This window comes from Neorhizobium sp. JUb45 (genome assembly GCF_004343585.1).
GTDB lineage: Bacteria > Pseudomonadota > Alphaproteobacteria > Rhizobiales > Rhizobiaceae > Neorhizobium.
This window is the reverse complement of record NZ_SLYW01000001.1, coordinates 1025998-1046117: the sequence shown is the minus strand read 5'-3', so window position 1 is coordinate 1046117 and position 20120 is coordinate 1025998. Positions and strand designations below refer to the sequence as shown.

General features: G+C 60.4%; 22 protein-coding genes. 6 read left to right on the top strand and 16 right to left on the bottom strand.

The window, feature by feature from the left end; all coding sequences use genetic code 11:
• Positions 1–6 precede the first annotated feature (6 nt).
• The gene (locus tag EDF70_RS04995) at positions 7–330 is read left to right on the top strand and encodes an AzlD family protein (RefSeq protein ID WP_132272199.1); all 324 of its coding nucleotides are present in this window, start codon (positions 7–9) and stop codon (positions 328–330) included.
• Here the strand turns inward: EDF70_RS04995 and EDF70_RS04990 are convergent, their stop codons facing one another.
• On the bottom strand, positions 331–2166 hold the full coding sequence (locus EDF70_RS04990; protein WP_132272198.1) for an aminopeptidase P family protein: 1836 nt from the start codon (positions 2164–2166) through the stop codon (positions 331–333).
• A gap of 260 nt (positions 2167–2426) precedes the next feature.
• Between EDF70_RS04990 and EDF70_RS29900 the strand changes: the two genes are divergently transcribed.
• Positions 2427–2591 carry a hypothetical protein gene (locus EDF70_RS29900; RefSeq protein ID WP_165931937.1) on the top strand — a complete coding sequence of 55 codons (165 nt, stop codon included), beginning with the start codon at positions 2427–2429 and terminating at the stop codon, positions 2589–2591.
• A gap of 145 nt (positions 2592–2736) precedes the next feature.
• On the opposite strand, the gene EDF70_RS04985 is transcribed toward EDF70_RS29900, so the two are convergent.
• The 3 genes from EDF70_RS04985 to EDF70_RS30615 form a co-directional block, all read right to left on the bottom strand.
• Positions 2737–3618: a 50S ribosomal protein L11 methyltransferase gene (locus tag EDF70_RS04985; protein ID WP_132272197.1), complete on the bottom strand. Its 882-nt coding sequence runs from the start codon at positions 3616–3618 to the stop codon at positions 2737–2739.
• 78 nt (positions 3619–3696) lie between these two features.
• Positions 3697–4296 (bottom strand): SCO family protein, encoded by a 600-nt coding sequence (locus tag EDF70_RS04980; RefSeq protein ID WP_132272196.1) that lies wholly within the window; start codon positions 4294–4296, stop codon positions 3697–3699.
• Positions 4297–4425: 129 nt separating this feature from the next.
• Positions 4426–4560 (bottom strand): hypothetical protein, encoded by a 135-nt coding sequence (locus EDF70_RS30615; RefSeq protein WP_281033529.1) that lies wholly within the window; start codon positions 4558–4560, stop codon positions 4426–4428.
• 144 nt (positions 4561–4704) lie between these two features.
• On the opposite strand from EDF70_RS30615, the gene EDF70_RS04975 reads away from it, so the two are divergent.
• On the top strand, positions 4705–5172 hold the full coding sequence (locus EDF70_RS04975) for a chemotaxis protein CheW (RefSeq protein ID WP_132272195.1): 468 nt from the start codon (positions 4705–4707) through the stop codon (positions 5170–5172).
• Positions 5173–5250: 78 nt separating this feature from the next.
• On the opposite strand, the gene EDF70_RS04970 is transcribed toward EDF70_RS04975, so the two are convergent.
• The 4 genes from EDF70_RS04970 to EDF70_RS04955 all read right to left on the bottom strand — a co-directional run bounded on the left by EDF70_RS04970 (position 5251) and on the right by EDF70_RS04955 (position 7166).
• A complete protein-coding gene (locus EDF70_RS04970) occupies positions 5251–5751 on the bottom strand; it encodes a CreA family protein (protein WP_132272194.1) in 501 nt (166 codons plus the stop codon).
• Positions 5752–5827: 76 nt separating this feature from the next.
• Complete coding sequence (locus tag EDF70_RS04965) at positions 5828–6418, bottom strand: 3'-5' exonuclease (RefSeq protein WP_132272193.1); 591 nt, start codon at positions 6416–6418, stop codon at positions 5828–5830.
• A gap of 71 nt (positions 6419–6489) precedes the next feature.
• Positions 6490–6870 (bottom strand): helix-turn-helix domain-containing protein, encoded by a 381-nt coding sequence (locus EDF70_RS04960; RefSeq protein ID WP_132272192.1) that lies wholly within the window; start codon positions 6868–6870, stop codon positions 6490–6492.
• Positions 6870–7166 carry a type II toxin-antitoxin system HigB family toxin gene (locus EDF70_RS04955; RefSeq protein WP_132272191.1) on the bottom strand — a complete coding sequence of 99 codons (297 nt, stop codon included), beginning with the start codon at positions 7164–7166 and terminating at the stop codon, positions 6870–6872. The genes EDF70_RS04960 and EDF70_RS04955 overlap by 1 nt, the downstream gene beginning before the upstream one ends.
• On the opposite strand from EDF70_RS04955, the gene EDF70_RS30180 reads away from it, so the two are divergent.
• Both EDF70_RS30180 and EDF70_RS04950 read left to right on the top strand, forming a co-directional pair.
• Positions 7165–7332 carry a hypothetical protein gene (locus EDF70_RS30180; RefSeq protein WP_207908218.1) on the top strand — a complete coding sequence of 56 codons (168 nt, stop codon included), beginning with the start codon at positions 7165–7167 and terminating at the stop codon, positions 7330–7332. The two genes, EDF70_RS04955 and EDF70_RS30180, sit on opposite strands and share 2 nt — an antisense overlap.
• Positions 7333–7417: 85 nt before the next feature.
• The gene (locus tag EDF70_RS04950) at positions 7418–7960 is read left to right on the top strand and encodes a GNAT family N-acetyltransferase (RefSeq protein WP_132272190.1); all 543 of its coding nucleotides are present in this window, start codon (positions 7418–7420) and stop codon (positions 7958–7960) included.
• A 3-nt stretch (positions 7961–7963) separates the two neighbouring features.
• Here the strand turns inward: EDF70_RS04950 and ligA are convergent, their stop codons facing one another.
• Positions 7964–10129: an NAD-dependent DNA ligase LigA gene (gene ligA / locus EDF70_RS04945; RefSeq protein WP_132272189.1), complete on the bottom strand. Its 2166-nt coding sequence runs from the start codon at positions 10127–10129 to the stop codon at positions 7964–7966.
• A 205-nt stretch (positions 10130–10334) separates the two neighbouring features.
• On the opposite strand from ligA, the gene EDF70_RS04940 reads away from it, so the two are divergent.
• Positions 10335–10916: a cytochrome b gene (locus EDF70_RS04940; RefSeq protein WP_132272188.1), complete on the top strand. Its 582-nt coding sequence runs from the start codon at positions 10335–10337 to the stop codon at positions 10914–10916.
• Between the two features lie 10 nt (positions 10917–10926).
• Here the strand turns inward: EDF70_RS04940 and recN are convergent, their stop codons facing one another.
• From recN to EDF70_RS04905, 7 genes are all read right to left on the bottom strand, one after another.
• Positions 10927–12600: a DNA repair protein RecN gene (recN, locus tag EDF70_RS04935; RefSeq protein ID WP_132272187.1), complete on the bottom strand. Its 1674-nt coding sequence runs from the start codon at positions 12598–12600 to the stop codon at positions 10927–10929.
• 48 nt (positions 12601–12648) lie between these two features.
• Positions 12649–13524, bottom strand: coding sequence for an outer membrane protein assembly factor BamD (locus EDF70_RS04930; RefSeq protein WP_132272186.1), 876 nt, complete (start codon positions 13522–13524; stop codon positions 12649–12651).
• A gap of 210 nt (positions 13525–13734) precedes the next feature.
• Entirely contained in the window at positions 13735–14691 is a 957-nt protein-coding gene (gene lpxC, locus EDF70_RS04925; protein ID WP_132272185.1) for a UDP-3-O-acyl-N-acetylglucosamine deacetylase, read from the bottom strand.
• A gap of 271 nt (positions 14692–14962) precedes the next feature.
• Positions 14963–16744, bottom strand: coding sequence for a cell division protein FtsZ (gene ftsZ, locus EDF70_RS04920; RefSeq protein WP_132272184.1), 1782 nt, complete (start codon positions 16742–16744; stop codon positions 14963–14965).
• Between the two features lie 88 nt (positions 16745–16832).
• Positions 16833–18164, bottom strand: coding sequence for a cell division protein FtsA (ftsA, locus tag EDF70_RS04915; protein WP_132272183.1), 1332 nt, complete (start codon positions 18162–18164; stop codon positions 16833–16835).
• Positions 18161–19078 (bottom strand): cell division protein FtsQ/DivIB, encoded by a 918-nt coding sequence (locus EDF70_RS04910; RefSeq protein ID WP_132272573.1) that lies wholly within the window; start codon positions 19076–19078, stop codon positions 18161–18163. Before EDF70_RS04910 ends, ftsA begins: the two co-directional genes overlap by 4 nt.
• Entirely contained in the window at positions 19075–20001 is a 927-nt protein-coding gene (locus EDF70_RS04905) for a D-alanine--D-alanine ligase (protein ID WP_132272182.1), read from the bottom strand. Before EDF70_RS04905 ends, EDF70_RS04910 begins: the two co-directional genes overlap by 4 nt.
• Positions 20002–20120: the final 119 nt, after the last annotated feature.

Here is a 20120-nt window from a genome sequence, read left to right as displayed (position 1 = left end):
AACCAGATGAGCGCCCTCTCCATCGATCCGAACACGGCCCTGCTGATCGTGGTCGCCGCGATCGCCACCTATTTCACCCGCATCGGCGGTTACATTCTGATGAGCAGCATGAAGCAGATTCCGCCACGGCTGGAATCGGCGCTGAACGCCGTGCCGGCTGCCGTTCTGACGACGCTGGTAGCGCCGCCCTTCGTATATGGTGGCTGGGATATCAAGATCGCCATGGTGGTGGCGCTGGTGGTGGGCCTGCGTTTTCCAGGCCTCACCCTGCTGGCCGTCGGATGGGCGGCCGTGATGGCCGCCCGTTATGGTCTGGGTCTCGGTCTCTGATCAGGCCGCGATCGGCGCCGTTGCCGTTTCCAGCCATGCCTGCACGGCAGTATCGGTGATCAAAGGCGACAGCTTTTCACGCACGGTGACGTGATAGGCGTTCAGCCATTCCAGCTCTTCCGATGTCAACAGCGATGCGACCACCAGACGGCGGTCGATCGGGCACCAGGTCAGCGTCTCGAAACCGCGCATGGCCATGTCGCCGCCGGCAATCTCTTCCGCTTCACGCACAAAAATCAGGTTCTCGATGCGGATGCCATAGTGGCCGGGGCGATAATAACCCGGCTCGTTCGACAGGATCATGCCGGGCAGCAGTTCCTGCGTCGCAAGCCGCGAGATGCGCTGCGGGCCTTCATGCACAGAGAGATACGATCCGACGCCGTGGCCGGTGCCGTGAGCGAAATCGCCGCCTGCCTTCCACAGCGCGATGCGCGCCAGCGGATCAAGGTCGCAGCCACGCGTGCCCTTGGGGAAACGCGCCGTGCTGATGGCGATCATGCCCTTCAGCACCACCGTGAAGAAACGTTTGCGGTCCTCCGGCACAGCACCGACTGCCACCGTACGGGTGATGTCGGTCGTGCCGTTGATGTACTGAGCGCCCGAATCGATCAGAAACAGTTCGCCGGCCTCGATCGTGCGGTCGCTTTCGCTGGTGACACGGTAATGCATGATGGCGGCATGTTCGCCGGCACCGGCAATGCTGTCGAAGGACACATCGCGCAGCGGGTTCTGCATCGACTGGCCGATGCGGGCACGCACCGCCTCCAGCGCCTTGACGGCCTGGATTTCGGTGAGCGAGCCGGGCTGCGCCTGATCGAGCCAATACAGGAACTCGACCATGGCGACGCCATCCTGCACATGCGCATCGGCCGAGCCTTTCAGCTCGACCTCGTTCTTGATGGCACGCGGCAGGCGAGCCGGATCGGTGCCGTCAACGACCGTGCCACCGGCCACCTCGATGGCGATGATCAGGGACAGCGCCGTCAGTTCGGGATCGACGAGAATACGGCCGCCATCGGCTGCATAGGCGCCGATACGGCCTGTGAGCGCTGCCGGGGCATGAAGCGCCGTCAAAGGCTGCAGGTGAGCGCGGGCTTCCGTGCCGAGCTTGCGCTCATCGATAAAGAGTTCGGCCTTGCCCTCGGCGGAGATCAGCGCACGCGACAGCGGGTGCGGCGTGTGCGGCACGTCGGCGCCACGCACGTTAAAAATCCAGGCGACGGAGGACGGATCGGCGATCAGCGCCGCAGCCAGCCCCTTGGCATTCAAGCTCGCGGCGATTTCGGCGATCTTTTGCGCAGCCGGTTTGCCGGCATGGGCTTCCTGCTGCACGGCAACGGCACCGAGCGGTTCGGCCGGACGATCCGTCCAAGCCGTATCGAGCGGGTTTTCATTGAGAAGCACGATCGTACCGCCGATTTCGGACACCGCCTTGGCAAGTTTTTTCACTTCCGCACCGCCATGCAGCCACGGATCGACACCGAGGCGAAAGCCTTTTGGCGCATGCGCCGGCAGCCACAGATGCGGCGGCTCGTTGACGAGATCACCGCCGGTAAAGACCGTGCCATCCACCTGTTCGGCCAGCTGGGTGACGTAACGACCGTCGACAAACACCACCGCCTGAGATCGAGTGACGAGCGCAATACCGGCCGAACCGGTAAAACCGGTCAGCCACGACAGGCGCTCGGCGGATTTCGGCACGTATTCGCCCTGATATTCATCGGCACGCGGCACGAGGAAACCATCGATGCCGAGATCGTCGAAACGGGCGCGGATGGCATTGACGCGTTCGCGACCGAACTGCGGCATGGACGTGCTGTCGAAGGATTGAAACATGGCAATATTCCAGGTGATGTGATTCACAAAAAACGGCTGGCCACACTTAATCAATTTCGCGCCGTGATCGCCAGTGAAAGCGAAATTTACCATCCTGCCATGGCGATATTGTTGCCGGAGCCGCAGAACGCAGCCGCGCGAATGCCAAGACATGCGCTCAGCGCATGACACAAATGAAATGAGCCTACTCACTAGGCAATCAGGATTGTCTTATATTCTCCCCAGACACAGCGGCGACACCCAGCCCAAGGACGAGATCGATGGCCATTTCCTATTTCCGCAACGCCTTCAACCGTGCAGCCGCAGCGCGCAAGCATCAGGCTGACATTTTCATCAATGACACACTGATGAAATTCGACGACCGCACACTGAAGAACTTTGGCACAAGCCGCGAAGAATTGCTGCGCGATCGCTCAAAGCTCTGAGCGCAGGTTTTTCGGCACCTCAACGAACAGAATTTCTCGCTTGAGCCTCCCCTCCCGGGTTCGCGAGACGCTGGCAGCAAACCAGCAAGAGGCGGCATGAAAGTGCCGCCTCTTTTTTATATCCGGTGAACGTTACGTCACGCCATCAGCGACTGGAGAGATGGATCGTCACCCAGCCATTGCGCCAGATGGTGCGCACATGCGCGAGACCCGCGCCGGAATAAGCCGAAATCACCTTCCAGCGCTGTTCGGCCAGAATGCCCGACAGGATGACCGAGCCGCCCGGCGACAGATGATTGACCAGCTGCGGCGCCATCTTGATCAGCGGACGCGCCAGAATGTTGGCGATGATCAGATCGAACGGTCCGTAACGATCGAAGGCCGGGGAATGAAATCCCGGTGCGGTTTCGAGCGCGATGCCGGAAGCAATGCCGTTGCGGCGAACGTTTTCACGCGCCACACGCACGGCGACGGGATCGATATCGGTCGCCAGAACCGGGATCATCGGCCGCAGTTTTCTGACCGCGATGGCAAGCACGCCTGAACCGGTGCCGAGATCGAGCGCATTCCTCGGGTTTTCGGCATTCAGCACGCGTTCGATGGTTTCGAGGCAGCCGGCGGTGGTGCCGTGATGGCCTGTGCCAAACGCCTGACCCGCATCGATCTCGATGGCGATATCGCCGGAGCGCACCTTGTCGCGGTCATGGCTGCCATGTACGAGAAAGCGCCCTGCCCTGACGGGTTTCAGACCTTCCAGCGACTTGGCGATCCAGTCGATATCCGGGATGATTTCGCGCTCGATGACGGCATCGGGAAATTCTTCCGACAATGCGTCCCTGATGCGTTCATGCACCTCGGCCTCATCCTCGGCCAACATATAGACCGAGGCTTCCCAGATATCTTTCTTCTCGTCGATTTCCGTCGTGCCGACGGCAAAATCCTCTTCGCCGAAGCAGAAGGACAGAATGTCGAGGATCTGCTCCGCCTTCTTTTCGGTGGTGGAGACATAGAGGCGGATTTCGCTCACGGCCTGGTCCTTAGATTTCAATGTGCGGCCAGCCATGCCACACAAGACCGCTCCGCTTCAAGCCCGCGCGGGAAAAGCTCAGCCGCCAATCAGGCTCTGAAGCTTTTTAACCGCGCTGTCGGGGTTCTCGCCATAGGCGATTGTTTTGGAAAAACGGCCGCCCTTGTCGAGCAGGAAAACAGAGGCCGTGTGGTCCATCGTGTATTCGCCGTTCGGCTGTTTTTCATCCACCGGCACTTTTCGCGCATAGACCTTGTAGCCCTTGACCATGTCGGCGACCTTTTGCGGATCGCCGGAAATGCCGGTGATGCGCTTGCTGACATTGGAAATGTATTGGCCAAGCAGTTCCGGCGGATCACGTTCGGGATCGACGGAAACGAAATAGGCATTGATGCGGGAACCGTCCGGATCGACCTTTTCCAGCCAGCCGTTCAGCTCATAAAGCGTCGTGGGGCAGACTTCCGGGCAATGGGTAAAGCCGAAGAACAGAGCCGTCGGTTTGTCCTGAAACGCCTTTTCGGTAATCGGCTTGCCATCCTGCGCCACCAGTTCGAACGGCACGCCGAACGGAGCATCGGCGACCTGCTGCGTTTTGCCGGTGACCTCGAAGGTCAGCCAGCCGAGCACGCCGGCCAGCATCACGACGGCGATCCAAAGAACGATCCGAAAAGTCTTCATGAGAAGGTGGCCCGCATGCCTGTGCAAAGAATGATATGTTGCAGATAGCCTCAGTGATGCAAAGGCGCAAATCAACTGGCTGTTTTTATGAGAAGGTGGGCTTTTCGCCGCAGGCAGGCAAGCAAAGCTTCACAGGCACCAGGCCATGCCGGTTTCAGCCATGGCGATAAAAATCTCCGGCCCGTATTGCAGCCAGCCGGCGATACACAGAATCAGCAGCCCACCCGCCAGCAAAAGACCGGCGAGAAGAATGGGAAGGCGCAATGATGGTGCGTTGTCATGCATGCAATCAGTATAACAGGCTTTTTAGTCTGCCAGACAGCAGAAAAAGGCGGGTTCGCCACAAAGATTAGGGGAAGTTTAACCCGCGTCTGAGAGCGTGTGCCCAACGAAATCAGGATGATCGCCATGAGCAATGCCATCAAGCAGTCGGGAGCTTATCTCGAAATCGTCTCCTTCCATCTGGGCGACCAGGAATTCTGTATCGACATCATGGCGATCCGCGAAATCCGCGGCTGGGCGCCGGTGACACCGATGCCGCATACCCCGCCTTACGTTCTGGGCCTGATCAACCTGCGCGGCGCGGTTATCCCGGTCATCGACATGGCCTGCCGCCTCGGCATGAAGATGACGGAGCCTTCCGAGCGCGCCGCCATCATCGTCACCGACATCGCCGGCAAGCTGGTCGGCCTGTTGGTCGAACAGGTTTCCGACATGATGACCATCAAGAGCGAAGACCTGCAGCCGGCGCCGGAAATCATCCCGGAAGGCCAGCGCGCATTCTGCCGCGGCATCGTCGCGCTGGAAAAGACCATGGTCTGCTTCCTCAACCTCGACACCGTGATTGCCGACGAACTGACGCGCGAAGCCGCCTGATCGATCGCCATATCCCATCGAAAAAACACCCGCCGTGGCGACACGGCGGGTGTTTTTGTTTTCGTCATAGGTAAACGCTCAAGGCGCGGGCTTGCCCTTGGTCCATGTGACCTGCTGACCGTAAAGCGGCACGGTGGAAATCGCCATCTTGGCAGAGCCTTCGACCACCCGGCGCGAATGTGCCAGATAGATCAGCGTGTCATTGGTCTTGTCGTAGATGCGCTTGACCAGCAGATCCTTCCAGATCAGCGAACGTCCCTGCCTGAAAACTTCCTCACCGCCCTTGTCGAGTTCGATGTCACCGATCTCGATCGGGCCGGTCTGGCGGCAGGCGATGGAACTGTTGGACGGGTCCTCGAACCAGTTGCCGTTCTTCAGGCGGTCGATCATGCTGCGGTCGAAATAGGTAACGTGGCAGGTGACGCCCTTGACGGCCGGATCCGGCACGGCCTCGACGATGATGTCATTGCCGATCCAGTCCACACCGACCTCGCCAACCACTTCGGCCAAAGCGGGGGCGGCAAATATGCCGACGAAAACAGCAGCGGCTGAGGCGAGTGAAACAAGATGGCGGCCCATATTTGAAAAATCTCCGATCAACGATCCGTGAGGAGAGATAAGGTTTGCCGGGCCGCTTGCAAGTGAGCGCGGGCGTTTACTGCTTGCGCAGCGTGCAGGCGTCGTAACCGCCGGCAAACAGGCGGCCGGTGCGCATGCCGATCGCCGGCGCGATATCGCGGATCTCAGCCACGTTCAGCGACCGCGCAATGGCAATCGACGCCTGCGCGCAGATGGCGGCATCTTCGGCCGCATTGTGGTGCAGGAAATTCAGGCCCAGATGCTGCGCCAGAATGTTCAGCTTGTGCGAACCGAGATGCGGCCACACCTTCTGCGCCATCTTCACGCTGCACAGATAGGAGAGCTGCGGATAAGCCTGCCGGTATTGATCGAGGCAGGCCCGCCAGACGGAAAAGTCGAAGGAGGCGTTGTGGGCAATCATGGTGGCGCCGGCAAAATCATCGGCGAATTCGTCCATCACCTCGGGAAACTCGCCCGCGTCCTCGACCTGCTCCGGCCGGATGCCATGGATGGCGATATTGAAAGAGGAAAACCGCATGTCCTTCGGCCGGATCAGCCGCTCCTCCACCCGCACCACCTTGCCGTTCTCGATCCACGCCAGACCGACCGAACAGGCGCTGCCACGCTGCTCGTTGGCGGTTTCGAAATCGATGGCGATGGTTTTCAAATGCGCGGTTCCGGGTGGCGATGTTGGGGCGTTTTAGGATGGATGGGGTGATTCGGGGAAGCGTTTTGCCGTCAGGCCGCAGCCAGCGAATAGGGCTTGGCGAGACAATCAGCAGGCAATCCCCACTCCGTCGAGAGCTTATGGATCATCTCGACAGTCAGTGCGCGTTTTCGGTTGAGGATTTCGGAAGCACGCGAACGAGAACCGAGAAGTTCGGCAAGGTCTTTCTGGCTACGGCCGGTCAACGCCATGAAGCCGAGCAGAAATTCGACAGGCTCGCGATTATCGGCCGGAAAACTGCGGTTCTCATAGGCTTCGATGAGATCGGACAGGACGTCGAAACGATCCGCGTCCGCACTTCCCTTCGGCGGCGGGTCTTCGAAATAGGCGGCGACCTCGGCCACCGCCCATTCGAGATCGTCATCGTTTCTGATCGGCCTGATATTGTCCATCAAATCGTCTCCGGATCGATCCTGTCATAGTCGGCATGCGTTCCCACAAACTTGATCAGTACGCGCCCATACGGATAGGCAACGTGCACGATCAGCCGATATTTGTTGCCGGCGATATCGAAAATCAGTCGGTTGTCGGCAATAAAATCCACGCGATTGCCGAACATGCGCTTCACATCGGCAGGTCCATGCCATTCGGCTTTGCTGACTGCCTTGTGCCACAGCGACAATGGCTCGTGCGCCTGCGGATGGCGCTCCCAAAACGTCCTTAGGCTCGATTTCGCAATCACCTGCATGGCTGAACATATTCCCATTTCGGGAACATTTCAAGTCGACCACATTTCGCGACTTGACCGTATCGCAGTTTTGCGGCCTGATATCGCCATGACCAACCGCGCCATCCTCACCCACCTTACCGTGACCATTCGCCCTGCAGGGCGCGTGGCGGGTTTGGCGCGTTAGCCGGTCATCCGTCACCACCCTGCCGCATGATGGCAGGGTTCGGTTGCGTCCGCTCTGCCTTCGGCAAAAGCCAAGGAGAGCAGAGATGAACAGTCAGCAGGACATTGATGAAAAACCGCCCCGAGCCGGACGGCTCGAGGACGTGGAAATCCGCGCGGCCAGTCCGAACGACGCGGAAGCAATTGCCGCGCTGCATAATCTGCCGGGCTATCGCTACGGAACCCTGCGCACGCCCTTTCATACTGTGGCGGAAATCCGGCGTTATCTGGAAAGCCCGAGCGCCGGCGCCTATCGTCTGATGGCCGAGCATGACGGCCGCACGATCGGCGACATCGGCCTCAGTCCCGCCGGCAACCCGCGCCGCCGTCATGCCGCGACGATCGGCATGGGCGTGCATGACGAATTTGCCGGACGTGGCGTCGGATCGGCTTTGATGAAGGCGGTGCTCGATATTGCCGATAACTGGCTGGATCTTCACCGCGTCGAACTGACGGTCTTCACCGATAACGAAGCCGCAATCCGGCTTTACGAAAGGCACGGTTTTGTCACCGAGGGCTGCCTCAAACAGTTTGCCTTCCGCGATGGCCGTTATGTCGATGCCTTAACGATGGCACGGCTGAAAAGCTGATCCTCAGCCGCCGATGAAGATCAGCCATTCGTCTTCCGTCATCACCTCGACGCCGAGTTCCCTTGCCTTGTCGAGCTTGGAACCGGCGCCGGGGCCAGCAACGACATAATCCGTCTTCTTGGAAACCGAGCCGGCCACCTTGGCGCCCAGACCTTCGGCACGCGCCTTCGCCTCATCACGGGTAAAACGCTCCAGTGAACCGGTGAACACCACCGTCTTGCCGGCGACCGGGCTGTCGGAGGCCGCCACCTGTTCGGCCGCCTGCGGTGTCACCTCCTTGAGAAGCCGGTCGACGACATCGAGATTGCGCGGCTCCTTGAAGAACTCGACGATGGCGCGGGCGACGATTTCGCCAATGCCCTCGATATTGTTGAGATCGTTCCAGGCGTCGCCGGAAAGGTCTGCCGCCTCCTTCATCGCCTGCTCCAAGGCCTCATAGGTGCCGTAGTGGCGGGCAAGCAGCTTTGCCGTGGTCTCGCCGACATGGCGGATGCCGAGCGCATAGATGAAGCGGTGGAGCGCGATGGAGCGGCGCTCATCGATGGCATCGAACAATTTTTTGACGCTGACCTTGCCGAAACCGTCGATGTTTTCCAGCTTCATCAACGGCGAGGCTTCCTGCCGCTTCCTCAGCGTAAAGATGTCCGGCGCGGTGCGGATCTGCAAAGACGGATCTTCGGCCTCGAAGAAGAAATCGACCTGCTTGGTGCCAAAACCTTCTATGTCATAGGCATTGCGCGAGACAAAATGTTTCAGGTGCTCGGTCGCCTGCGCGCGGCAGACGAAACCGCCGGTGCAGCGGGTAACCGAATCGAGTTTGCCGGTCTTTTCGTTCTTCTCCCGCACTGCATGGCTTTTGCAGATCGGGCACTCGGTCGGAAACGGATATTTCTTCGCGTCTGCCGCACGCTTCTCCAGCACCACGTCCAGCACCTGCGGGATGACATCCCCTGCCCGCTGCACGATGACGGTATCGCCGATGCGGATATCGTGGCCTTCCTCACGAATGCGCTCGCCGGAATTGCCGATGCCTTCGATGTAATCGGCATTGTGCAGCGTCGCATTGGTGACAACGACGCCGCCGACGGTAATTGGCGTGAGGCGGGCAACCGGGGTCAATGCACCCGTGCGACCAACCTGGATGTCGATGTTTTCGACAGTCGTGAACGCCTGCTCGGCCGGGAATTTATGGGCCGTCGCCCAGCGCGGCGAGCGTGAGCGGAAACCGAGGCGGGCCTGCAGGTCGAGCCGGTCGACCTTGTAGACGACGCCGTCGATATCGTAATCGAGGTCCGGACGGGCAAGGCCGATCTCGTTGTAATGCGCCAGGATGTCGTCCAGCGAGGTCAGGCGTTTCATCAGATCATTGACCGGAAAACCCCAGTGCCGAAAAGTCTGCACCATCTCGAACTGCGTCCTCGGCAGATCGTTGGGTTCGGACATCTCGCCCCAGGCATAGGCAAAAAACTTCAGTTTTCTGCTTTCCGTCACCTTGGCGTCGAGCTGGCGCAGCGAGCCGGCCGCCGTGTTGCGCGGGTTGACGTAAAGCTGCTTGCCTTGCGCTTCCATCTCGGCGTTGAGCGCCATAAAATCGGTCTTGGCCATATAGACCTCGCCGCGCACCTCCACGACTGACGGCACGCCCTTGGGCAGACGTTGCGGAATTTCCTTGATGGTCTTGATATTGGCCGTGACGTTTTCGCCGGTCGTGCCGTCGCCGCGCGTTGCCGCGTTGACGAGAATGCCGTCCTCGTAACGGATCGACATCGATAGCCCGTCGATTTTCGGCTCGGCCGTGAAGGCAATCGAGTTGTCCGGCAGCTGGCCGAGGAAACGATAGACGGAATTGACGAAATCGCGCACGTCGTCGTCGGCAAAGGCGTTGTCGAGCGACAGCATCGGCCGCGAATGGGTGATCTGTGCGAAGGTCGGCAGCGGTGCGGCACCAACCTTGATCGACGGACTATCGGCGCGGATCAGCTGCGGAAACTTTTCCTCGATCGCCTGGTTGCGGCGCTTCAGCGCGTCATAGTCGGCATCGGAAATTTCCGGGGCATCATTACCGTGATAGAGCGCGTCGTGATGGGCGAGTTCCTTCGCCAGACGCTCCAGTTCGGCTGCCGCCGTCTGTTCTGTCAGGGTGTCGATTGCTGTCTGATCGGCGGCCATGCGGGAATCTCCATCTTCACCGCTTTTCTAGTGCAATCGCCGCAGATTGGAAGCAGCCGAGGCTTGAGGCTCGCCCAAAACTCACGAAGAAGTTTGGGAAACCCGGCTGCATGTGTCCGCGTCCGTCTGGACGCGTTGCGGCGCAGCATCGTAATACCCAACTCAAACAATCAGGTTCACAAGCAGCAATTTTCGGGGAATGGCCATGGCGCATCGCTGGCGGGATACGGGATTACGCTACGGTCTGGTGACCCGGCTGTTTCACTGGTCAATGGCGTTTCTTCTCTGTTGGCAGTTTTCCGGCCTGGTGCTTGGCCGGCTGTTTGGACGCTCATGGCTGACGGACGCCCTGAACGGCACGCACGGCTCGCTCGGTGTCACCATTCTCATCATGGCGGCAGTTCGGGCGTTGTGGGGCTTTTACAACCTGAAGGACCGCCCGGCGCATGAACATGGGCTTCTGGGCCTTGCCGCCCGCGCCGGCCATATCCTGCTCTATCTGCTGATGCTGGCCGTGCCCGGCATGGCACTGCTGCGTGCCTTCGGTTCGGAATGGGGCCTCACACTCTACGGGCTGGAAATCATGGCGAAAGGCGGCGAGCGGGTGGACTGGATGGTGGCACCTGCACGGCTGCTGCACGGCACGCTCGCCTGGACGCTGCTGACCATGATCGGCGGCCATATCGCCATGGTGATCATTCACCGTTTCGTCTGGAAGGACGAGGTGTTGTCGCGCATGGCGGGACCATCGCGGAACACCGGCGGCGTGGCCGCACCGGCGGAATAAACGGAAAAAATCAGCCTTCGGCGGCCAGCAGCGCCGCCGCAGCCGCCCTCGCCTCGGCGGTGACGGACGCGCCCGACAGCATGCGGGCGATCTCTTCGGCGCGGTGTTCCGGCGTCATGGTGGCGACGCGCGTGGCGATCTTGTCCGATCCGTCGCCGGCCGGTCCCTTTGAGATCAGCATATGGGTGGCGGCGCGGGCGGCGACCTGCGGTGCGTGGGTCACAGAGAGGACCTGAACCGTGCTGGATAGCCGCTTCAGCCGCTGACCGATCGCATCCGCGACCGCACCGCCGACACCACTGTCGATTTCATCGAAGACCAGCGTTGGCGCAGAACCGCGATCGGCAAGTGCAACTTTCAAGGCGAGCAGGAAGCGTGAAAGCTCGCCGCCCGAGGCAACCTTCATGATCGGGCCGGGACGCGTGCCGGGATTGGTCTGGACGTGGAATTCGACCGTATCGATGCCGTCGGCAGTCGCTGATTCGGCATCGGTCGTCACCTCGACCATGAAACGCGCGCGTTCCAGCTTGAGGGCCGGAAGTTCGGCCATGACGGCATCGGACAGCGCCGAAGCGCCCTTCTGGCGTTTTTTGGAGAGCGCAACGGCCGCCTGATCGAAGGTTACCCTAGCGGCTTCCGAAATCTTCTCCAGCTTGCCGAGCTTTTCCTCGCCGGCATCGAGATCGGCGAGATCAGCGATCATTTTTTCGGCAAGCGCCGGCAGTTCGGTTACGGGAACCGAATATTTGCGGGCGGCGGCGCGAAGCGCAAACAGCCGCTCCTCGACACGCTCCAGTTCGCGCGGATCGAATTCGGTGCGGCGCAAAGCCGCCTCCACTTCCATCTGGGCGTTGGAGAGATGGTTGAGCGCTTGGTCGAGCAGTTCGACGGTTTCTTCCAGCAGACCCGGCGCTTCGTGGCTCTTGCGCTCCAGACGTCGCACCATCGAGGCGATCAACGGTACCGGCGATCCGTGTCCGTTCAGGAATTCGGAGGCTTCGGAAATGTCGCCGGCAATGCGTTCGGATTTCTGCATGCGGGCGCGGTTGTCAGCAAGCTCGTCTTCCTCGCCGTCTCGCGGCGACAGGATTTGTAGCTCTTCGACCGAGGAGCGCAGGTAATCGGCTTCGCGGGCTGCGGCCTCCACGCGGGCTCTGTGGCTTTTCAGGGTGCGCTCGGCATCCTTCCATGTGCGGTAGAGAACGGACACCTGCAAAGCCTCGTCGCTAAGGCCTGCAAAGGCGTCGAGCAGGGTGCGATGGGCATTGGTATCGACAAGCGCGCGATCGTCGTGCTGGCCATGGATCTCGACCAGCAACTGACCGAGCTGGCGCATCATCTGCACGCTGACCGGCTGGTCGTTGACGGAAGCCTTGGTGCGGCCATCGGCCGATTGCACGCGCCGAAAAATCAGGTCGCCATCGTCATCGAGGCCGTTTTCGCGCAGCAGCAGACGGGCGGGGTGATCCATGCCGATATCGAAAACGGCGGTCACCTGCCCCTTGTCGCTGCCATGGCGCACAAGCCCGCCATCGCCGCGCCCACCGAGCGCCAGCGACAGACTGTCGAGAAGAATGGATTTGCCGGCACCGGTCTCACCGGTGAGCACCGAAAGGCCGGCCTCGAAATCGAGATCCAGCCGCTCGATCAAGACGATATCGCGGATCGACAACTGGATCAGCATGTTACCTCGATCCGGCCTTACCTGCCCTAAAACCGCCTGCCGTCAAAATCAGGAATCGCTGCCGGCGACCAGCCTGACAGCTGCGCGCGAAATCCACGAGCCACGGTTCTCACGCGGCTCAAGTCCGCCACCCTTCAGCAGCTTGTAGCTATCGGCATACCACTGGCTGTCCGGATAGTTGCGGCCGAGAACGGCAGCAGCGGTCTGTGCTTCCTCGGCGATACCCATGGCGTAGTAGGATTCGACCAGACGTGCCAGCGCTTCCTCGACCTGATTGGTGTTGCCGTACTGTTCGACGACGAGCCGGAAGCGCTGAATGCCAGCAAGGTATTCCTTGCGCTCGAGGTAATAACGGCCGATCTGCATTTCCTTGCCGGCGAGCTGGTCGCGGGCGAAACGGATCTTTGCCTGTGCGTCGTCGACATATTCGGAATCGGGGTATTCCTTGACCACCTTGGTCATGGCCTCGATCGTGCGCGATGCGGCGCGCTGGTCCTGCGTCACGTCGCTGATCTGCTTGGAATAGGACAGGCCAACGAGATACTGCACATAAGCGGTGTCGGCCGAACGTGGATACTGCTTCAGGTAACGGTTACCCGATGCGATCGCTTCGTCGTTGCGGTTCTGGCGTGTGTTGACGAAGGTCACCATCACCAGCGCCTTGCGGCCCCATTCGGTAAACGGGTTCTGCTTGTCGATGGCGTCGAACTTGCGTGCCGCCTCGCCCATATTACCGGCCTTCATATTGGCCAGACCTTGATTGTAAAGCTGCTCCGGCGGATCGGTGGCAAGGCCGAGTTTCGTGATGTCGATATCCGGGTCCGTGCCGCAGGCCGTCACGGTCATGCCGGCACCTGCCAGCACGAGGGAGATGGCCGCGATGCGGGCCGATTTCCCGATTACAGAAGACCTGACATTTGCCATGCAATAGTTCCCGATTGCCACGCGATAAAAAGAGCCACCGCCCTGACAGGCGTTCTAGCCATAAAAGCAGCATGAGGGCAACGCAATGATGGCCCATTCGCGCAATTTTGTGGCAGTGGCGTTACTTAAATTACCGTAAAAACAACAAAAAAGAAAAAGGCCGTCCACAGGGACGGCCAATTGGACTGGAGTTTGGAGTCGATCCCGAGGTCAGCCAACCCAGGGAGCGAATTCCGGAACGTTGACCGGAACGAACGCGCTGGCGCGAACACGCTGGCTGCGCGCAGGTGCCTCGACGATCTCGTAAGCCGTCGGATCGCTGAGCAGTGCCTTGAGCGCATTGGCGTTCATCTTGTGACCGCCGCGATAGGAACGGTAGCAGCCGATGAACTGCGCGCCGGCAAGCGCCAGATCGCCGACAGCATCGAGCGTCTTGTGACGAACGAATTCGTCCTTGGCGTAACGCAGACCCTCGACGTTGACGACGGTGTCATCGTCACCGATGACGACCGAATTTTCGAGCGACGAGCCGAGTGCGTAACCGGCGGCCCAGAGGCGCTCGACATCACGCATGAAACCGAAAGTACGGGCGCGAGACAACTCATCACGGAACACGGACGCGGTCAGGTCACCCTTCCATGACTGGCGACCGATCAGCGGCGAATCGAAATCGATTTCGACTTCGAAACGCGTGCCGTCATAAGGGCGGAATTCCGACCACGAAGCGCCGGCATCGATGCGAACCGGCTTGATGACGCGGATATAACGACGCTTCACACCGAGATTGACGATGCCGACCTGTTCGATCGCTTCGATGAAAGGAAAAGAGCTGCCGTCCATGATCGGCATTTCGGCGCCTTCGACTTCAACGATCAGGTTGTCGAGGCCAAGTGCATAGATTGCTGCCATGACGTGTTCGATGGTTGCAACGGAACGCGCCATATTGGTGCCGAGGACCGTGCAGAGATCGGTATTGCCGACCTGCGAGGACACGGCGCGGTATTCGGCGGCGGTGCCGTCGGAAAGCGTACGCGAGAAAATGATGCCGGTGCCGGCGTCAGCCGGCTGGAAGGTGATCGATACCTGGCTTCCCGAATGCACGCCGATACCCGAAAGGGTGACGGGCGAAGCGATAGTGGTCTGGAAACCGAGAAGTTCGATGCTCATTTCATATGCCTTTATTGAACCGGCCCTGCCAATCCGTGGCGGTCCGGGATCCTTGCCCATAAATCCGTTTGAATTAACAAACCGCGATTCATGGTCTCTTGATCATCTAGATACGTGTCCGCGCGGTACATCTCAAATCACTGTTCGTTTCGGATTGTTACGAAGCCAAGTACAGGGAGATGCTCAACAATTTTCCGCTTTTGCAACGAAATGTGAAAAGGCCCGGATCGCAGGATCCGGGCCTTTTCAACAGCATTTATTTAAAGGTCGATCAGGTGGACTGGCGGCGCAGGAAGGCCGGGATTTCCAGCTGATCGTCTTCGTGATGAGCACCTGCACGCGGAGTGTTGCGGCCGTGATCATCGAGGTTGCCACGACGCGGTGCGTAGAGGCTTGCTTCCGGCGACAGCGCGCGACGCTGCTGCGAGGAGGCGGCCGGAGCCTGCATCATTTCGCCCGAACCCTGCTCTTCTTCGTCACGACGACCGAGCGAGTTGGTGATGCGCTTCAGGAGACCCATCGGACCACGTTCTTCATGTGCCGGCTGCGACTGCTGGGCGCGATGATCCATCTCGGCCTTCACGACCGGCGGAAAGTCTTCGACGCGCGGCATGCGAACCTGCTCGACCGTGTCGCGAACCATCGGCTGGCTCATGACCGGCGCTTCCGGCTGCATCATGCGCGGTGCAGGTGCCGGCTGCGGAGCGACAGGAGCCTGCTGCTGCGGGGCGGCATAGGAAGGCTGCTGCGGAGCGGCGTAAGACTGCTGAACCGGCGTGGCACGCGGAGCTTCGACCGGAGCAGCACCGAAAATGCGGCTCTGCGGACGGAACTCTTCGGCCTGGGCAACCGGTGCCGGCGCAACAGGAGCGGGAGCGGCCGGGATGGCCAGTTCGCGTTCCATTTCGGATTCGGCGTGACGGATGGTCTCGGCAATCGGGTCAACCGGAGCCGGGGCAATCGCGCGGGGTGCCTGATACTGGGCAGGCTGCACTGCGGCCGGAGCCGGAGCAACGGCCGCGGAAGGACGGATAATCGGCTTCTGGGCTGCCTGCATTGCAGCGGCACGCAGATCGACCTGACCCATGCTGCGGTCGATGCCGGTGGCAACGACAGAAACGCGGATGATGCCTTCGAGCGCTTCGTCGAACGTGGCACCGAGGATGATGTTGGCGTCCGGATCGACTTCTTCGCGGATACGGGTTGCGGCTTCGTCGACTTCGAACAGGGTAAGGTCGCGACCACCGGTAATGGAGATCAGCAGGCCCTGTGCGCCCTTCATCGAGGTTTCGTCGAGCAGCGGGTTGGCGATCGCGGCTTCGGCGGCCTGCATGGCGCGGCCCGAACCGGAAGCTTCACCCGTACCCATCATGGCGCGGCCCATCTCGCGCATTACCGAGCGAACGTCGGCGAAGTCGAGGTTGATGAGGCCTTCCTTGACCATCAGGTCGGTAATGCAGGCAACGCCGGAATAGAGAACCTGGTCGGCCATCGCAAATGCGTCGGCAAAGGTCGTCTTGTCGTTGGCGATGCGGAACAGGTTCTGGTTAGGAATGACGATCAGCGTGTCGACCGACTTCTGCAGTTCCTCGATGCCCTGCTCGGCCAGACGCATGCGACGCGCGCCTTCGAAGTGGAACGGCTTGGTGACGACGCCGACGGTCAGGATGCCCTTGTTGCGGGCGGCCTGAGCCACGACCGGAGCAGCACCGGTGCCGGTGCCGCCGCCCATGCCGGCAGTGACGAAGCACATATGGGTGTTCTGGAGATGATCCAGGATTTCATCGAGGCACTCTTCCGCAGCAGCGCGGCCGACTTCCGGCTGCGAACCCGCGCCGAGACCTTCGGTGACCTGCACACCCATCTGGATGATGCGATCGGCCTTGGTCATGGTCAGGGCCTGGGCATCAGTGTTGGCAACAACGAAGTCAACACCTTCGAGGCCAGCGGTGATCATGTTGTTGACGGCATTGCCGCCGCCGCCGCCGACGCCGAACACGGTGATCCGAGGCTTCAGCTCGGTGATGTCCGGCTTGTTCAGATTGATGGTCATGTAACCGTTCCTTCTTAATCCTTGGGCAGCGTCGCCACGCCGCCGTTGATTCCTGCTTACCTCGACACGCTGGTGCGAAACCGGTGTGTCAGAAACTTTCCTTCAGCCACTGCCCCATTCGCGCCAGCCGGCCGTTGCCGCTGACCAGGCCCGACGCGAAACCGCCGTTTGCCGCATGCGTCTCCAGACCGGCGACCTGCGGGTAGATCATCAGCCCGGCCGCCGTCGAGAAGGCCGGTCCCTTTGCTGCGGTCGGAAGACCCGACAGGCCCATAGGACGCCCGATTCGGACGTTTCGGGCAAGGATTCGGCGCGCTGTTTCCGACAAACCGGTCAATTGGCTGGCGCCACCGGTCAGAACGACTCGCTTGCCGACGATCGGGCTGAAACCCGACTTCTGTATGCGGTCACGGATCAGTTCGAGCGTCTCTTCGAGGCGCGCGCGAACGATACGGGTGACCAGAGCCTTGGGGATCTGGGTAGGCTGATCACGGTCGTCCTCGCCGATCGGCGCAACCGAAATCAGGTCACGGTCGTCGGCACCAGTGGAGATGGCGGAGCCGTGAACGACCTTCATGCGCTCGGCGTCTTCGATTCGGGTCGAAAGACCGCGCGCAAGGTCGGTCGTGATGTGGTGGCCGCCCAGACCGATGGCATCGGTGTGAACCAGCTTGCCTTCGCAAAAGACGGAAATTGTGGTGGTGCCGCCGCCCATGTCGATGGCAGCGCAGCCGAGTTCGACCTCGTCATCGACCAGAGCCGCCAGACCGCTGGCATAAGGCGTCGAAACGAGACCTTCGACCGACAGATGCGCGCGGTTGACGCAGAGTTCGAGATTGCGGATCGCAGCGCGTTCGGCAGTGACGACATGCATGTCGACACCGAGTGTGTCGCCATACATCGACAGCGGATCGCGGATGCCGCGCTCGCCGTCGAGCGAATAACCGGTCGGCAGCGAATGCAGGATGACGCGATCCTGACGCTGCGACAGCTGGCTTGCATTGATCATCACCTTGCGCAGGTCGCCGGAGGCCACTTCCTGACCACCGAGATCGATGGTGGCGGTGTAGACATCGCTGGCCAGACGACCGGCCGAAACATTGACGATCAGGCTGTCGATGGTGAGACCGGCCATGCGCTCGGCGGCGTCGACGGCGAGGCGCACGACGCTTTCCGCCGCATCCAGATCAGCGATAACGCCCGACTTGACGCCACGCGAACGCTGGTGGCCGATGCCGATGATTTCGACATGATGAGTCCGGCCCGGCAGGACTTCGCTTTCCTGACGCGGCGTAAGCCGGCCGATCATGCACACGACCTTGCTCGATCCGATATCGAGAACCGAAACGACGTGACTGCGCTTGGAAGACAAAGGCTTCAGGCGCGGCAGACCGAGATTGGATGATCCGAACAGGCTCACGTTTCCCCTGCTTTCTTCAACGCTTTGGCGCGCGCCGCAACCGCCTGCTGGCGGCGTTCTGCGGCATCGGCCGTCAACTGTACTGTGGTGCGATCCTGAAGGCGGAGATCGACGGCTGCGACATCACGCTCCAGCATCTGCTGATTGGCTTCGAACTTGGCGAGACGCTTCAGCGCGCCGCCGACATTTTCTTCGGGCAGCTTGACGACGACGCCGTTGTCGAGATGCAGGTCCCAGCGGCGGCCGGCAACACGAACGAAAGCGCGAACACGCAGCTTCAGCTCCGGCCATTCCGCCATCTCATCTTCAAAACCCGACGCGGCCTTTTCCGCATCACGACCAACGAAGAGAGGCAGCGAAGCGAACTTGTTGTCGCGCAGAGGCGCGATGATGGCGCCGCTCTTTTCGATCAGCGAGAGTTCGCTGCCATGCTGCCAGATACCGAATGCCTCGCGCTCCTTGAGCATGACCTCGATCGTGCGCGGATAAACCTTGCGCACTTCCGCGTAGGCCACCCAGGGAAGCTCGGACAGCTGGCGGCGTGCCAGTTCGATATCGAGCGCGACCAGCGAGGTCGTGCCGTCGAGACCGAGCAGCTGAAGAATATCGATTTCCGATGTCTGGCTGTTGCCGGAGACACGCACGTCCTCGATGGCAAAACCGGCAGCGGCCGTTGTCGCCTGCGCCACCGTCTGCGTATGACCGCCGACCGACATGCCGTAGAGGCCGACAACTGCGAAGAAACCGAATGTGGCAACCGTCCCGGCATGGCGCGGAATATCGATGCGGCCAGTCGCAAGACTGACGCAAAAGCGCACGACACGACGCAGAGGGCGCGGCAGCACCATCCGATCGTCCGCAACAGGGCCATCCTCGTAAGGATTACGCGCCCCATCTGCCCTTTTGCCGTTCATCGCGAACAAGAAGCGTCCTCCACCATCCAACGGACGAGATCACCAAAGGAATGACCGGCATGAGCGGCCATTTCGGGCACCAGTGAGGTTGGGGTCATGCCCGGCTGCGTATTGACTTCCAGCCAGATGACCTCACCGTTTTCGGAGAAACGATCGTCGTAACGAAAGTCCGACCGACTCACGCCACGGCAACCCATCGCCAGGTGCGCCTTGAGTGCCAATGATTGAATCTTTTGGTAAATATTCGGTGAAATTCGTGCCGGAATGACATGGGTAGAGCCGCCCGCGGCGTACTTTGCGTCATAGTCGTAGAAGGTGTCGCCATTAGGCACCACTTCGGTGACGCCGAGCGCCACATTGCCCATCACACCACAGGTCAATTCGCGACCATAGACGTAACGCTCGACCATGACCTCCTCACCGTAACGCCATTCGGACGAGCCGATGATCTGCGGCGGATGCGCCTGATTTTCCTTCACGATAACGACGCCGAAGGACGACCCCTCGCGTACCGGCTTGACGACATAAGGGGGCTTGATCGGATGCGCACTGCCGAAGTCGAAACGGTTCAACACCTTGGCTTCAGCAACGGGAACACCGGCGGCCTTGGCGACATGCTTGGCCTGCTGCTTGTCCATCGACAGCGCCGACGCCAATACGCCGGAATGGGTATAGGGAATTTCGAGATATTCGAGGATGCCCTGAATGGTACCATCTTCACCAAACGGACCATGAAGCGCATTGAAGCAGACATCGGGACGCAATTCCGCCAGGACGGCGGCAATATTGCGATCGACATCGACGCGTGTGACTTTGTAGCCCTCACCTTCGAGAGCATCGGCACAGGCATTGCCGGAAGACAGACTGACGGGCCGCTCGGAGGAGAAACCTCCCATCAAAACAGCCACATGCTTGCCACTCATAAACCACTCCCAAGGAAATCACTCAAGGTTGAAGATCAACGCTTGTGCGAAACTTTCGCGGCATGATTCCAACCGTTTCCGATAGGCGCCCATTTAAGCGCCATTAAGGTTAATAAATC